12 protein-coding genes are annotated in these 14,523 nt (G+C 71.7%); 3 read left to right on the top strand and 9 right to left on the bottom strand.

Annotated features, from left to right (window positions below; translation table 11 throughout):
* Window positions 1–202 precede the first annotated feature (202 nt).
* Genes Actkin_RS30895 through Actkin_RS30885 form a run of 3 tightly spaced genes read left to right on the top strand, consistent with a single transcriptional unit; the run spans window position 203 to window position 5,659 of the window.
* Complete coding sequence (locus Actkin_RS30895; protein WP_258905193.1) at window positions 203–4,216, top strand: DUF4082 domain-containing protein; 4,014 nt, start codon at window positions 203–205, stop codon at window positions 4,214–4,216.
* Window positions 4,217–4,232: 16 nt separating this feature from the next.
* On the top strand, window positions 4,233–5,276 hold the full coding sequence (locus tag Actkin_RS30890; protein WP_258905192.1) for a glycosyltransferase family 2 protein: 1,044 nt from the start codon (window positions 4,233–4,235) through the stop codon (window positions 5,274–5,276).
* 2 nt (window positions 5,277–5,278) lie between these two features.
* Complete coding sequence (locus Actkin_RS30885; protein ID WP_189209303.1) at window positions 5,279–5,659, top strand: hypothetical protein; 381 nt, start codon at window positions 5,279–5,281, stop codon at window positions 5,657–5,659.
* A 20-nt stretch (window positions 5,660–5,679) separates the two neighbouring features.
* Here the strand turns inward: Actkin_RS30885 and Actkin_RS30880 are convergent, their stop codons facing one another.
* The 9 genes from Actkin_RS30880 to Actkin_RS30840 form a co-directional block, all read right to left on the bottom strand.
* Window positions 5,680–5,841, bottom strand: coding sequence for a DUF397 domain-containing protein (locus Actkin_RS30880; protein ID WP_189209304.1), 162 nt, complete (start codon window positions 5,839–5,841; stop codon window positions 5,680–5,682).
* Window positions 5,804–6,679, bottom strand: coding sequence for a helix-turn-helix domain-containing protein (locus Actkin_RS30875; protein WP_258905191.1), 876 nt, complete (start codon window positions 6,677–6,679; stop codon window positions 5,804–5,806). The genes Actkin_RS30880 and Actkin_RS30875 overlap by 38 nt, the downstream gene beginning before the upstream one ends.
* A gap of 106 nt (window positions 6,680–6,785) precedes the next feature.
* Window positions 6,786–7,691, bottom strand: coding sequence for a hypothetical protein (locus Actkin_RS30870; RefSeq protein ID WP_258905190.1), 906 nt, complete (start codon window positions 7,689–7,691; stop codon window positions 6,786–6,788).
* 8 nt (window positions 7,692–7,699) lie between these two features.
* Complete coding sequence (locus Actkin_RS30865) at window positions 7,700–8,185, bottom strand: SigE family RNA polymerase sigma factor (RefSeq protein ID WP_258905189.1); 486 nt, start codon at window positions 8,183–8,185, stop codon at window positions 7,700–7,702.
* Between the two features lie 64 nt (window positions 8,186–8,249).
* Window positions 8,250–9,047, bottom strand: a complete 798-nt coding sequence (locus tag Actkin_RS30860) for a glycosyltransferase family 2 protein (RefSeq protein WP_189209308.1) — start codon at window positions 9,045–9,047, stop codon at window positions 8,250–8,252.
* Window positions 9,044–10,477, bottom strand: coding sequence for a lipopolysaccharide biosynthesis protein (locus tag Actkin_RS30855; RefSeq protein ID WP_258905188.1), 1,434 nt, complete (start codon window positions 10,475–10,477; stop codon window positions 9,044–9,046). Before Actkin_RS30855 ends, Actkin_RS30860 begins: the two co-directional genes overlap by 4 nt.
* On the bottom strand, window positions 10,474–11,799 hold the full coding sequence (locus Actkin_RS30850) for an O-antigen ligase family protein (RefSeq protein ID WP_258905187.1): 1,326 nt from the start codon (window positions 11,797–11,799) through the stop codon (window positions 10,474–10,476). Before Actkin_RS30850 ends, Actkin_RS30855 begins: the two co-directional genes overlap by 4 nt.
* Before the next feature lie 3 nt (window positions 11,800–11,802).
* Window positions 11,803–12,687, bottom strand: coding sequence for a YveK family protein (locus Actkin_RS30845; protein WP_258905186.1), 885 nt, complete (start codon window positions 12,685–12,687; stop codon window positions 11,803–11,805).
* A 106-nt stretch (window positions 12,688–12,793) separates the two neighbouring features.
* On the bottom strand, window positions 12,794–14,404 hold the full coding sequence (locus Actkin_RS30840) for a hypothetical protein (RefSeq protein ID WP_258905185.1): 1,611 nt from the start codon (window positions 14,402–14,404) through the stop codon (window positions 12,794–12,796).
* Window positions 14,405–14,523 lie beyond the last annotated feature (119 nt).

Raw genomic sequence — 14,523 nt, 5'->3', positions numbered from 1 at the left:
TACCGAACGTGAGCGGCCGGAGACGCGAAATCCCTCGTCGGTCGCGACACTTCGGACAATCCGCGGCACGGGACCACATCTCCTTCCCCCAATGGGGGTAACGGGATGGGATGGACCGGCGATGTCCAGACGAGGCGCAGTGACGGCCCGGTCGAGGCCGCCCCGCTCCAATTACAGAAGGTAACTAGCCGTGGAGGCTCCCATGGACCGGGCGACTGGTCGGGCGCGGACGATCCGGATCGTCCTCTCGGGTTTGCTCGTGGCGGTGGGGCTGCCGCTGCTCGTCGCCACGCCCGCGTCCGCGGGGCCGTGCGACGCGCCGACGAACCCGATCGTGTGCGAGAACTCCAAGGCGGGCACGCCGAAGGACAACTGGTTCATCGAGTCGCCCTACGGCGACATCGAGGGCTTCGCCACCGCGGCCAGCGTGCAGCCCGGCCAGCGGCTGGACTTCAAGATCAAGACGCCGAGCACGAACTACGTGGTCGACATCGTGCGCCTCGGCTGGTACCAGGGCCACGGCGGGCGCAGGGTCGCCACGCTGAACCCGTCGGTGCCGCTGCCGCAGCACCAGCCGCAGTGCTCCTACGACGGCGCCACCGGCCTGGTCGACTGCGGCAACTGGGGCGTGTCGGCGAGCTGGTTCGTGCCCTCGACGGCGGTCTCGGGCTTCTACGTCGCCAACTTCATCCGCAACGACGGCGCGGGCGCCAGCCAGTACCCGTTCGTCGTGCGCAACGATTCGTCCACATCGGACATCGTCGTGCAGACGTCCGACCAGACCTGGCAGGCCTACAACAAGTACGGCGACCGGCCCGGCGTCAACGAGTTCAACCTCTACGAGGGCGGCTTCTCCGGCTCCCCCGACGGCCGCGCGTTCAAGGTCAGCTACAACCGGCCGTACCGCAACGCGGGCACGTCGAACTTCCTCAACGCCGAGTACCCGATGGTGCGGTTCCTGGAGCGCAACGGCTACGACGTCAGCTACCTGTCGGGTGTGGACGTCACCCGCAACCCCGCCCTGCTGAAGAACCACAAGATCTACCTCTCCAGCGGGCACGACGAGTACGCCAACAACGCCCAGTGGAACGGGGTCGAGGCCGCCCGCGACGCCGGGGTCGACCTGTTCTTCTCCTCGGGCAACACCTGGTTCTGGAAGACCCGGTTCGAGAACTCCATCGACGGCTCGAACACCGCCTACCGCACGATGGTCTGCTACAAGGAGACCAAGGCCCCGGGCGGGGCCAAGATCGACCCGAGCCCGGAGTGGACCGGCACCTGGCGCGACCCGCGCTCCTCGCCGCCGTCGGACGGCGGCAGGCCGGAGAACCAGCTGATCGGCGCGCTGTTCATGGTCAACGGCTACCGCGCCGACGCCCTGCAGGTGCCCGCGTCCTTCGGCCGCAACCGGTTCTGGCGCAACACCCCGGTCGCCACCGCGACGGGCACCACGACGTTCCCGGCGGGCACGCTCGGCTACGAGTGGGACACCGACCCGGACAACGGCTACCGCCCCGCGGGCTCCATCCGGCTCTCGCACACCACCGTCAACGTCGACTTCGGCATGCTGCTGCTCGACCACGGCAACACCTACGGCGCGGGCCCCGCCGACCACAACATCACGCTGTACCGCGACCCGGAGAGCAAGGCGCTGGTGTTCAACGCGGCGACCGTGCAGTGGGCGTGGGGCCTCGACGACGACCACACCTTCCCCTACGGCGCCCCGCCGACCGCGCCGACCAGCCCGGCGATGCAGCAGGCGACGGTCAACATGCTCGCCGACATGGGCGCGCAGCCGCGCACGCTGATGCCCGGCCTGGTCGCCGCCACGCCGAGCACCGACCTGGTCGGGCCGGTGGTCACGGTGAACGGGCTGACCGAGGGCCAGACCATCCCGGCGGGCACGAACGTCAACATCAACGGCACCGCGATCGATGTCGGCGGCGGCGTGGTCGCGGGCGTCGAGGTCTCCGTCGACGGCGGCGCGACGTTCAAGCGGGCGAACGGGCTGGACACCTGGAGCTACCAGTGGACGCCGTCCACGCTCGGCCCGGCCACGATCAAGGTCCGCGCGTCCGACGACGGCGCCACCCTGGGCGCCACGATGACGATCAACGTCACCATCGGCGCGCAGCAGTGCCCGTGCACCGTCTTCGGCAACGCCACGCCCGCGACCGTGGACAGCGGCGACAACGCCTCGATCGAGGTGGGCACGAAGTTCACGACGTCGGTCAACGCGACCGTCACCGGCATGCGCTTCTACAAGGCCGCCGCGAACACCGGCACCCACACCGGCTCGCTCTGGTCGCCCGGCGGCCAGCGGCTGGCCACCGGCACCTTCGGCAACGAGACCGCGTCCGGCTGGCAGACGCTGACCTTCGACCAGCCCGTGCAGATCCGCTCGGGCACGCCGTACGTGGTCTCCTACCACGCGCCGGTCGGCCGGTACTCCGTCGACGCGGGCTACTTCAACGACAAGGGCGCGGGCATCGTGCCGCTGACCGCCCCGAAGTCGAGCGCGGTGGCGGGCGGCAACGGCGTGTTCAAGTACGGCCAGGGCTTCCCGGACACCTCGTTCAACGGCGGCAACTACTGGGTCGACGTGATCGTCACGACCGACTCCGCGGACAACACCCGGCCGGTGATCAACTCGGTGAGCCCGGCGGAGGGCGCCACGGGCGCGCACATCGACTCGTCGATCTCGGCGACGTTCAACGAGGACGTCGACCCCGGCAGCGTGCAGTTCACCGTGCAGGCGGGCGGCAACCCCATCCCGGGCACGGTGACCACGGACGGGCCCACGGTGACCTTCACCGCGACCGACCTGCTGCCGCCGAACGCCCAGCACTCGGTGACGCTCAACGCCACCGACGGCTTCGGCAACCCGCTGGCCGCGCCCCGGTCCTGGAGCTTCACCACCGGGACCACCCTGGCGCCCTGCCCGTGCAACCTGTTCGGGCAGCGCACCCCGGCGACGCTGGACGCCAACGACGGCGGCGACGTCGAACTGGGCGTCAAGTTCACCGTCGCCGCCAACGCGACGGTGACGGGCGTGCGGTTCTACAAGGCGGTCAACAACACCGGCACGCACACCGGCTCGGTGTGGACCTCCGGCGGCGAGCGGATCGCGCACGGCACGTTCGTCGACGAGACGGCGTCGGGCTGGCAGACGCTGGTCTTCGACGAGCCCGTGCAGATCTCGGCAGGGCAGACGTACGTGGCGTCCTACCGCGCCCCGAACGGCCGGTACTCGGTCGACCCGGGCTACTTCGCCGACAAGGGCGCCGGGCGGGGCATCCTCACCGCGCCGTCCTCGCCAGCGGCGGGCGGCCAGGGCGTCTACGTCTACGGCGGCGGCTTCCCGTCGAGCACGTTCAACCACAACAACTACTGGGTGGACGTCATCGTCGACACCGAGGGCGCGGACACCACGCCGCCGTCGGTGACCGCCACCAACCCGGCCGACGGCGCCACCGGCGTCTCCACCGGGGCGGGCGTCACGGTGACGTTCTCCGAGGCGGTCAACCCGGCGAACCTGCAGTTCACCGTGTCCGAGGGCGCGAGCGCGGTGCCCGGCGCGGTGCACATGGGCGCCGACAACAAGAGCGCCACGTTCGTCTCGACCGACCCGCTGCCCGGCAGCGCGACGCTCACCGCGTCCGTGCTGGCCAGCGACCCGATGGGCAACCCGATGCCCTCGGCGCTGACCTGGTCGTTCACCACGGCGGCGTCCGGGGCGTGCCCGTGCAGCCTGTTCCGTCCGACGGACGCGCCCGCGCAGTTCGCGGTCGACTCCCCGGTCGAGCTGGGCATGCGGATCACCCCGGCCACCGACGGCGTCATCACCGGCGTCCGGTTCTACAAGGCAGCGGGCGACCCGGGCACGCACACCGGCTCGCTGTGGTCGCCGACCGGCGGCCTGCTGGCCACCGGTGCGTTCGAGGGCGAGACGTCCAGCGGGTGGCAGACCATGACCTTCGCGACACCGGTTCCGGTGACCGCGGGGCAGACCTACGTGGTCTCGTTCTGGACCTCGGCGGGCCGGTACGGGTACACGCGGGACTACTTCACCAGCGACAAGGTGAACGGCCCGCTGACCTCGCCCGCGACCGGCGCGCAGCCCAACGGCGTGTTCCAGTACGGCGGCGGCGGTGTGTTCCCGGCCGGGCCCGGTAACGGATCGAACTACTGGGTCGACGCAGTCTTCGACAACTAGATCTCGGAGGCGGAAGTTGGCCAGCGTCGATGTGGTGATCCCGTGCTACCGGTACGGGTCGGTGCTGCCGGTCGCCGTGCGCAGCGTGCTCGACCAGCCGGGCGTCGACGTCCGGGTCCTGGTCATCGACGACGCGTCAGGCGACGGCAGCGCCGACGTGGCCCGCGCGCTGGCCGACGCCGACAGCCGGGTGACGGTGTGGGAGCACGCGGAGAACCGCGGCCACATCGCCACCTACAACGAGGGCCTGCTCGACTGGGCCAAGGCCGACTACTGCGCGCTGCTGTCCGCCGACGACGCCCTCACCCCGGGCGCGCTCGGCCGGGCGGCGCGGCTGATGGACGCGCACCCGGAGGTCGGGTTCGTCTACGGCCGCCCGCTGCACTGGGACGGCAGCGACCCGCTCCCGGCGGCGCGCACGGCCGACCGCGGCTGGACCGTCTACAACGGATTCACCTGGCTGCGCAGGCGGTTCGCCCTCGGCGAGGGCTGCATCACCTCCCCCGAGGTGGTGGTGCGCACGCAGCTTCAGCACAAGCTGGGCGGCTACGACCCGGAGCTGAAGCACACCGGCGACATCGAGATGTGGATGCGCTTCGCCCTGCACGCCGACGTGGGGTACCTGAAGGGCGTGGACCAGGCGTACTACCGGGTGCACGGGGCGAACATGTCGAAGGCGTACTACGAGACGCAGGTCGGCGACCTGCGGCAGCGCCTGGCCGCCTTCGAGTCGATCGTGCGGCGCGCTGAGGGCATCCTCCCCGACCGGGTGGACCTCGACCGCCGCGTCCGCCGCGTGCTGGCCGCCGATGCCCTGCGCAGGGCGGGCCGCGCCTACGACAAGGGCCGGGCCGACACGGACCCGATCGCCGAACTGGTCGAGTTCGCCCGCGAGGCGTACCCGGCGGCGGAACTGCTGCCGGAGTGGAAGACGCTGCGGCTGCGCCAGCGCTTGGGCGCCCGCCGGGCGAGGGCGCTGTCCCCGCTGGTCCTGACCGCGCCCGCGCGCCGGGTCCGGCAGCTGTACCGCGAGGCCCGCTGGGCCAGATTCGGGGTGTAGACGTGCGGTTGTGGGCGGACTCGCGGTCGGGTGGGCGGCTGCCCGTGGACGTCGAGCTGCTGGCCGAGCCCGACATCCGCATCCGCGCGTCCGTCGACGGCCGCGAGGCGGTCGACTACCGGGCGGGCAACTGGTTCACCTGCCTGCGCAAGCTGCGCGCCGCCCTGGAGGCCGACGGCTACCTGCTGTGCTGCCAGGGCGCGCGTCCCGACGTCCACCCGAGCGCCGAACAACTCCAGGCCGACCTCGGCCGCACCGCGTACCGCCTGGTGCCGGGGGAGCCGCGCACGGACGTGGTGGACGTGTTCGCCTCGGCCGAACCGGCGGAGGTGGGGACGGTCGAGGACCAGCGCAGGACGGTCTTCGCCTACTACGGCATCTGACCGCGCGGGGCTGGAGACCGTTAGTCGCGCTTGACGTAGCGCACCAGCGCGGGCACGTCGGCGCGGAGGACGGGGCCGGTGTGCTTGGAGTCGCGGAGCCGGTCGAGCGAGCCCGCCACCTCGACGCAGGTCGGTCCGTTCTGGCTACGGGTGGCCTTGCGCCACGTGGTCGGGGAGGTCACGGCGGGTCTCCATTCTGCGCACCTGATGGGCGACGAACCGCATCGAGTCCCCGGGGCTCAACGCGTGCCGCAGAATGAGCTCGACGGCCTGCTTGTATGCCCTCACATCCGCTTCCTTGTGCAGCCACAGGGTTGAGCGGCGCGTCTCGACGAACACGCTGGTGATCAGGTTAACACCCTCGATCAGGTGAAAAGGACCTTCGAGACCGGGGTGCCAACCTGTGCCATTGGGCACGATCCGCAGCTCGACGTTCGCCCGCCTGCCGATCGCCAGCAGGTAGCGGAGCTGTCCCTCGGTGACTGCCGCACCGCCAATTCCCTGGTAGAGCGCGCCTTCTCCGATGATCGCCGTGAGGTGCGCCGGGTGTGGGCGCAGGATCACCTCCTTGCGGTCCGCTCGCAGCCGAACCCGGTCCTCGATCTCGGCTGGCGGGACACCGGGGGCGGACATGATCGCCCGGGTGTAGTCGGTCGTCTGGAGCAGACCGGGAATCAGCAGCGGTGAGAACTCCACCAGCCGTGTGGCCTGCTGCTCGCACGAGACGAAGGCGAACATCTGCTGTTGCTGTTCCGGCAGGCTCGTCGCCACCCACTGGTCTTGGCCGGTGCCGTAGGCCAGCGTCATCAGGCCCTTGTACCGCTCGCCAGTCACGCCCAGTGCGGTGAGCATCCGGGCCACGTTCTCCGGTTGGGGGGAGCGGGCGCCGGTCTCCCAGCGGGACATCATCGCCGGGTCGACGCCCATGCGTCCGGCGAAGTCCCGCAACGTCTCCCCGTGGGCCTGCCGGGCCTGTCGGATCGCGCCGCCGAGGGCGATCGACTTGGGTGTCTTGGTCATGGCCGCACGATAAGGGCGTTCGTCGGGGACCACGACTTTTCCGGTGGGGCGTAAGCCATTGGGGCGACGCCCCCTGCGCTCCGGCAGGAGGCGTCGCCCTCGGGGGTCAGCCGATGGCGAACCGGTCGGCGATGACCAGGGTCAGGAGCTGGTCGGTGGTCAGCGGGAGCTCGGTCATGGCGGGCTCGGTGACGCCGTCGAACCGCTTGGCCTGGGCGATGGCGACCGTCGTGCCGTCCGGGTGGCGGTAGGCGGCCCACTGGTCGAAGCGGCCGTCGGCCGAGGGCTTGCGCACCAGGCCGACCTGCTTGCCCTCGACGGTGACCACCGTGCAGTCGCCGCCCATGCCCCACAGGTTCGTGGTGAGCGCACACGGCTCCGTCGGGTCGGCGTTGCCGGGGGTGTGGACCTCGATCAGCAGCTTGCCGTACCGGCCGTCCTTGCCCACCGGCATGGTGGCCATGTACTCCCAGATCTCGACACCGTTGATGGTGTCGGCGTACTGGGCCTGGTGGTACCGGGTGTCGCCGGAGTACTCCGGGCTCGCCCACTCCAGCTCCGGCGACTCCAGCCCCTCGGGCAGCGCCGCGGTGATCAGGTCGAGCAGCTCGACCCCGCGGGCGTGCTGCGGGCCGCGGCTCGCCGTGCGGTCGGTCTGGCCGTTGGGCCACGACGGCCTGGTGCTCGGCGGGACGCCCGTCGCGGGGGTGGCGATCGTCGTCGACGCCCCGGGGTCGGTCGGCTGGACCGCGGTGGTCGACTGGGCCGCGGTGGTCGGCTGAACCGCGGGCGCGGCCTGTCCGGGAGCGGCGCCGCCGGGGGCGGCGCCGGTCAGCGCGATCGCCCCCGCGGCGATGACGGCCACGGCGGCGGCCGCGCCACCGCCCATCATCGCGGTGCGCCTGCGTCGGTAGGCGGACTGGGCGCGCGCGAGCGCGGCGTCGGTGTCCATCGAGGGCGGGGTGTCGGCCATCGCCTGGTTGAAGGCGTGGCGCAGGTCGTGCTCGTCCATGTGTCCTCTCAGCGCGTGGGCGCGGGAAGCAGTGCGCGCAGGGCGGAGAGACCGCGGCTTGTCTGGCTCTTGACGGTGCCCACCGAGCACCGCATCGCGGCGGCGGTCTCCTCCACCGACAGGTCCTCCCAGAACCGCAGCACCAGCGCCGTGCGCTGGCGGGCGGGCACCCGGGCCAGGGCGGCCATCAGCACCACGCGGTCGTCCGGCCCGTACTCCGGCGCCGACCCGTCCGCGACCTGCGATGTCACCCGTTCCCGGTGGAAGAACCCCCGTCTGGTCTCGTCGAGGAAAGCACGCACCACGATCTGCCGGGTGTAGGCGTCGAGGCGGTCCCGCCGCGACACCCGGTTCCACACCCGGTAGAGCTTGACGAACGCCGTCTGCACGAGGTCCTCGGCGCGATGCCAGTCGCCGCACAGCAGGTAAGCCGTGCCGCGCATGACGTCCGCCCGGGCCGCGAAGTAGTCGGCGAACTCGCCGTCCCGATCCATCCATCCCCCTGGGGCAGTGCGTAGCTACGCCCTAGTCACGCTCGCGGGCGCCGGGGAGGTTGCATCAGTCCCAGTCGGTGTAATAGCTGTCCGGGTTGATCAGGTAGCGCACGGTCGGCTCGGGGATGTGGCGGACGACGCGGGTGCGGGCGGCGCGGTGCACGAACTCCCAGTCCTCCTTGGGGATCGTCGTCTTGGTCCTGGGCAGGCGGCTGTAGAGCACGGTCGGGCTCCTGCGCAGGACCAGGCCGTTGGTGTCCACGTACGGGTCGGCGTCGGCCAGGGTGTGGCGGTCGAAGGGGGCGCTCAGCACGTCGACCACCGTCCCGTCGGCGCGGTGGCGTTGCACGGCCGAGTACGTCAGGTCCGCGCCTTCGCGCATCGCGGCCAGGGCGAGTTCCAGGTGGTCCGGCCGCCAGGTGTTGTCGTCGTCGAGGAAGGCCAGGTACGGCGAGTGCGACAGCCGGATCCCCACGTTGCGCACCACGCCCACCACCCCGGTGTTCCGCGACAGGCTCACCGCGACCAACCGCTCGTCCGACGGCAGCGCGGGCAGCCCGCCGCCGTCGTCGACCACCACGACCAAGTGGTCCGCAATCGTTTGCGCCAACGCCGAATCCACCGCGTCCACCAGCATCGCTGGCCGCCGGTAGGTCGGGATCACCGTGGTCACCAGCGGGACGGGCAGCGGCCGTCGCAGGCGCGCGACCTCGGCGTCCTCGAACCGCCGCAGGGCGACGGCGTGCCGCCCGAGCAGCAGCTTCGTCTTCGCCTCGTGCATCGGCCAGATCCCGAACCGGTCCCGCAGGGCCCGGCGCACCCCCGCCGACAGCCCGCCCCGGTCCTTCAACGGCGCGCTCACGCGGACGCCCCTTCCCTCGATCGCCCAGGCAGCAGGGCGCGCATCGGATACACCACAGGCAGATAGACCAGCGCCGCGACGACGCCTCCCACGAGCAGCGTCGGCAGCGGGTCGTCGAACACCGCGTGCACCGCGACCGCCGACACCGCGATCAGCACGCCGCCGATCGCCGGACGCGCGCACACCGCCGCCGCCGGGCGCAGGCTCAGCCCGCGCCGCCGGATCACCCAGGCGAAGGCCGGGACCACCACGACCGCGGCCACCGCCACCTGCGCGATCGCCGCCCCCCGGATGCCGTCGACCCGCGTGCCGACCACCAGCGCGGGCAGCATCGTCGCCAGCCACAACCCCTGCAGCCACACCAGCGAGCGGTTGCCGTCCAGCGCGACCAGCAGGTCATAGCCGATGAACAGCAGGATGCGCACCAGCCCCAGCCCGGCGAGCACCTGCAGCACCACGGCGGCAGGGGTCCATTGCGCGCCGTAGACCACGTGCAGCATCGGATAGGCGTAACAGGCGAGCAGGGTGCACACGGGCAGCGCCGCGGCGACCAGCAGGCCCGTGCCCCGCGCCAGCGACTGCTCCAGCCGGGGCCGGTCGTCCACCAGCCGCGCGAAGCCCGCCAGCGACACCCGGCGCGCGGCCTCGGAGAACACCTGCAGCGGCAGGCTCGACTGGTTGAACGCCATCAGGTACAGCCCCAGCGCGATCTCATCGGTGTACGCGCCGACGACGATCTTGTCCACATTGGTCACCGACAGCACCAGCAGGCTCGCCGCGGCCAGCGGCAGCCCGAAGCGCACCAGCTCCCGCGCCGTGGCCGGGTCCCACCCCGGCCGCACCCGCACCGGGCACAGCGCGAGATAGCAGATCACCGAGACGACGTTGCCCGACACCTGGCCGATCGCGAAGCTCATCGGGCCCGCGCCGGAGAGCGCCAGCGTGATCGTCAGCGACGTCACCACCACGAACGCCGCGCCGTCGCAGAAGAACCGTGTGCGCTGCAGGAACTCCCGGTTGAGGATCGTGGCGGGGACGACCGCGATGCCGTCGAGCACCACCGCCAGGCACAGCACCCGCAGCACGCCCACCGCGTCCGGGCTGCCCATGAGCTCGCAGTACACAGGCGCGGCGAAGTACACCACCGCGTACAGCGCCGCGCTGCACGACACCGCGATCGTCAGCGCCGTCGGCGCGAACTCGCGCACGTCGCGCTCCCACCGCACCAGCGCGAGCGTCACGCCCAGCTCGTTGAACGCCTGCAGCAGGGTCAGCGCGACCAGGGCGACGGCGAACACGCCGTAGTCGGCCGGGGTCAGGATGCGGGCGAGCGCGATGCCCGCGATCAGCGTGCCGAGCCGCAGCACGACGGTGTTGAGCAGGCTCCACACCGCGCCTCTGCCGACCTTCCCGCCGACGTCCACGCTCACCTGGCCACCTCGGTTCTGGGTAGCGCCGCGGGCCGCGCGGCGTCTTCTTGGACGTGCCGCCAGAGCGCCCCCGCGAGCCCGACGAGCAGGAAGGTGAATCCGGTGGCGACGGCGAACCCGAGCAGGTCGAACGTCGCCGAGGAGATGCCGGGCACCGCGATGCACGCCGCGACCGTCACCGCCAGGTCCTTGATCCTCGGGTCCTTGGTGACCATCCGCGCCCGGAAGCAGCAGTACCAGCCCGCCGCGTAGAGGCCGATCAGCGCGAGGATGCCCAGGACCCCGTTCTGCACGAGCGTGCCCAGGTACTGGTTGTCCAGCCAGCCGTACTTCTCCGGCAGGTAGGTCCCCATGCCGCGGCCGAAGATCAAGTGCTCGGCGATCTCCGAGCCCGCCCGCTCGATCGCCCGCCGCCTGCTCTCCGCGCTCGGGTCCTCGTCGATGGAGGTGAAGAGGCTGTAGAGGGTGCCGACCAGGCCGGGCACCATGACCCGCATCGCGCCGAGGAACAGCACGATCCCGAACAGCGCGCGCACCCGGCGCTTGGGCGGCATCGCCGGGATGATGAACATCGCCGCGATCGCCAGCGCCAGCACCGCCGAGCGCGACAGCGACTGCATCGACGCCATCGCCAGGATTCCCAGGCAGAACCACCAGCGCTTGTCCGGGCCGCCGAAGTCGCGGGCACGCATCGCGTAGTGCAGGGCGATCGGGACCGCCATCGCGCACACCACGCCGAACTCGATCGGATGCCCCGCCGTGCCCGCGGGCCTGCGGAAGTTCGACCGCTCCAGCACGAAAGACACGTCGCCGTTGGCCTTGAGGATCGGCGGGGTCAGGTACTGGGTGAGGTCGATGGCGAAGGAGAACTGCAGGATGCCGACGAAGGCCATGAACGTCGCGCCGACGACCATCGTCTTGAGCACGCGGTCGATCCGGTCGAGCCCGCGCACGCCGTCGACCACGGCCAGGCCGACGGCGAACACCGCGGTCAGCGTGATCAGCGTGCGGTCGGCGGCGGCGAGCTCGTCCGAGGGCAGGTACCCGTACGTCGCCACGCCGTAGGTGGCCAGCTGGGACAGGGCGAACAGGAACAGCGCCGTCCGCGCCGCGTTGCGGCCCTTGGCGACCCCGAGCGTGGTGACGAGCTGCGCGCAGAACCACAGCACACCCATGACGAAGCCGACCATCATCCCCGGCGTGACGGCCATGGGCACGCCCTTGAGCACCATGCTCGCCGGGATGACGGTCATCACCAGCGCGTACACGCAGGCGAGGGTGGCGCCGTCGGCACGCGCCTTCGGCGGGGTGGGCGCGCTCATCGGTCAGCCGTCGGACTCGGGCTGCTTCGCTGCGGGGCGCACCATCCGGGTCGGCGGCTCGCGGTACTCCTCGGCGGGCCACGCCCCGGCCTGGTTGGCGCCGGGCTTCGGCAGGGGTTTCGCGGCGGGCACGCCGTTGGCCAACTTGCCGTTGGCTGGCTGGATCGGGCGGATGCGCTGGGTGCGCTCCATCGTGTGCCGGGGCGCGGGGCGCACCGGCTCGACGGGCGCCGGCGTGGTCTCGACGGCGTCATCGGGCTCGTCCTTGCCGCGCTTGCGGTTCTGGAAGCTCTCCAGGCCGAACACCGCGCCCAGGCAGGCCGAGAAGCCCAGCACCATCGCCACGCCAGCGGCGCGCAGCTTGCCGCCGGTCAGCGCCTCCGGCTCGGTCGGGGCGACGATCTCGTTGACCCCGATGAACGTGCTCGGCGCGGCGCCGAGGTCCTCCTGCCGCTTGGTCAGCTCCGCGCGGACCCGGTCGAGCACCTGCACGGCCAGCTCGCGCGCGCCCGGCTCGGACTCGCTCTCGGTGACCACGCTGATGAACGGGCCGCCCTCGTTGCCGCCGGAGAGCTCGAAGGTGTGCTCGGGCTTGTCCGCGCCCAGCTCCTTGACCACGACCGGCGTGTTGATCGTCTGGATGACGATCGATGCCGAGATCGCCAGGCTGGAGTCGAAGGCGAGCAGCGGGTTGGTCTGCCCGGTCTCCTTGTCCTCGATGCTGGTCGGACCGCTCGACGGCGAGGTCAGCACCAGCAGTCCGGTCGACTGGTAGACCATCGGGGTGGTGAGGTAGACGCCGCCCGCGGCGCCGACCGTGATCACGAACACCGGAAGCGCCACATACCAGCGCTTGAGCAGTACTAGAAGAGTCTTCCAGAAGTCCATTCGTGCCCCAACCCACGACGCAGCGCCTGCTTTACCATCGCGGCCACCGGGGCGACCGTTACTCCATGTAGTGCAGTCCCGAGGGCCGTTAGGCCGTTCGGCGGCGTCATCGCGGCGGTTCGGCGCGATAAAGCCACACGCGGTAGGACGTGCCGTCACTCAACGGGGTTGTCAGCACGAGATCACGGTCGCACACCACCAGCGTGAACTTGACGCCGCCACCCTGCTGCGGCTCGGTGAACCGGTGGCAGCCGGGCCGTTCGGGCACCGGCTCCCCGGGGTCGGCGTCGCCGCGGGCGTAGAGGGCGACGCCGCGCTCGGCGAGGAAGTCCCCGACCGTGCCCGCGCGCATGGCGTCGAGGTACTCAGCGGAGTTGACCAGCCCTTCCAGGTGCACCAGCGGCCGGTGCAGGTGGTAGCCGACGCTGCCCGCCCTGTCGCCCATCGCGATGGGCGCGCCCAGCGGGAGCAGCGCGTCGATCTGCCGGGCCGCGGCCGGGCCCGCCTCGATGAACGCCGACCGCTCGACGCCGCCGCCCGCCGCGCGGACCGCGGTGATCCCCGCCGCCGCGACCGTCAGCACCGCGAGGACCCCGGTGGCCAGGCCGCGCAGGGGCAGCCGCTCGGTGCGGCCCGCGGCGACGGCGGGCCCGGCCAGCGCGACGGCGAGCGGGGCCGCCGAGAAGTACCAGGGCCACAGCTGCCATGACGAGGTCAGCGCGTAGTAGGCGACGGTGAGGACGCCGCCCCCGAGCACGACCGCGCCGAACTGCGCGGACCTGCCGAGGAGACCGGGCTGCCCGCGGAGCACGGCGGCGATGACGACGACGAGCGCCGCGACACCGAGCAGCGTCGGGACGCCGAAGACGACCGGGGAGACCAGGAACTGGCCGACCACGCCCGGATTCAGCCCGCCGCCGAGCGCCTTCGCCTGGCCGGACACCGGCAGCGGCGTGTCGAACACGGCGAGGTTGACCGCCAGGTACGTGGCCAGCGTGAGCGCCGGGACGGCGGCGATGGCCACGCCGAGGCGCGTCCAGGGCAAACCCATGCGGCGCCAGGTGACCAGGGCGAGCACGCCCAGCAGCGCCATCGGGAAGACGGCGTCGAGTCGGGCCAGGACGGTCAGCGCCATCAGCGTGCCGGTGGCCACCGCGGCGCCGACGCCGAACCAGGGGGCGGTGAACCCGTCGGAGGCCAGCCAGGTCGCGGCCAGCCAGAGCAGGCCCAGCAGGAGCAGGCCGGTCTCCATGCCGGAGAAGAAGAACGACGGGCCCGCCGTGCCGGTCACCAGCAGCGGCGTCGCCCATGCCAACGTGAGCACGGGACGGGCAGTGAGCGCGCCGATCCGATCGATCTGCCGGGCCGCGCCGATGAGCACCGCGAATGAGAGCAGGCTCACAGCGACGAGCGCGGTGTGACTGTCCGCTATCGAGAACACGGGGACGAGGGCGAGCAGCCACAGCGGGTGATAGCCGTTGGTCGGGTCGATGCCGTTGAACGTGGACCCGTCGCCCTCGGCGATGTGCCGGGCGACGCCGAAGTAGTAGAAGGCGTCGTCGTCGAACAGCCCGACCGCCTGCGGATACGGCGCGGCGGCCACCACCGCGACCCGGATGGCGCCGAGCACGCAGGCCAGCGCCGTCGCCGTCCGCCACCACGGGACGGTCGCGCGCGGCGCGGGACCGCGCAGTTCGGCGCGGGTGGCAGCGAGCATCGGCGGCGTCCTGTTCTCGGATGGGTCTCCCGGGTGAGGCATCGCTTCCCCGGTTGAATCGTTACCCAGCGTCGACTGGTGCCGGTGGGTCACCGTCGGTGACACCGAGGGTGGGTCCG

The organism is Actinokineospora sp. UTMC 2448, from assembly GCF_024760565.1.
In the GTDB taxonomy this organism is placed as follows: domain Bacteria; phylum Actinomycetota; class Actinomycetes; order Mycobacteriales; family Pseudonocardiaceae; genus Actinokineospora; species Actinokineospora fastidiosa.
Note: the sequence above shows the minus strand (reverse complement) of the source record. Positions and strands in the feature narration are given on the sequence as shown.

Excerpts from the sequence above, each read along its gene's own strand:
- Actkin_RS30895 (WP_258905193.1), top strand. The coding sequence starts at position 203 with ATGGACCGGGCGACTGGTCGGGCGCGGACGATCCGGATCGTCCTCTCG.
- Actkin_RS30870 (WP_258905190.1), bottom strand. The coding sequence starts at position 7,691 with ATGGACGAGCACGACCTGCGCCACGCCTTCAACCAGGCGATGGCCGAC.
- Actkin_RS30875 (WP_258905191.1), bottom strand. The coding sequence starts at position 6,679 with ATGACCAAGACACCCAAGTCGATCGCCCTCGGCGGCGCGATCCGACAG.
- Actkin_RS30840 (WP_258905185.1), bottom strand. The coding sequence starts at position 14,404 with ATGCTCGCTGCCACCCGCGCCGAACTGCGCGGTCCCGCGCCGCGCGCG.
- Actkin_RS30865 (WP_258905189.1), bottom strand. The coding sequence starts at position 8,185 with ATGGATCGGGACGGCGAGTTCGCCGACTACTTCGCGGCCCGGGCGGAC.
- Actkin_RS30845 (WP_258905186.1), bottom strand. The coding sequence starts at position 12,687 with ATGGACTTCTGGAAGACTCTTCTAGTACTGCTCAAGCGCTGGTATGTG.
- Actkin_RS30850 (WP_258905187.1), bottom strand. The coding sequence starts at position 11,799 with ATGAGCGCGCCCACCCCGCCGAAGGCGCGTGCCGACGGCGCCACCCTC.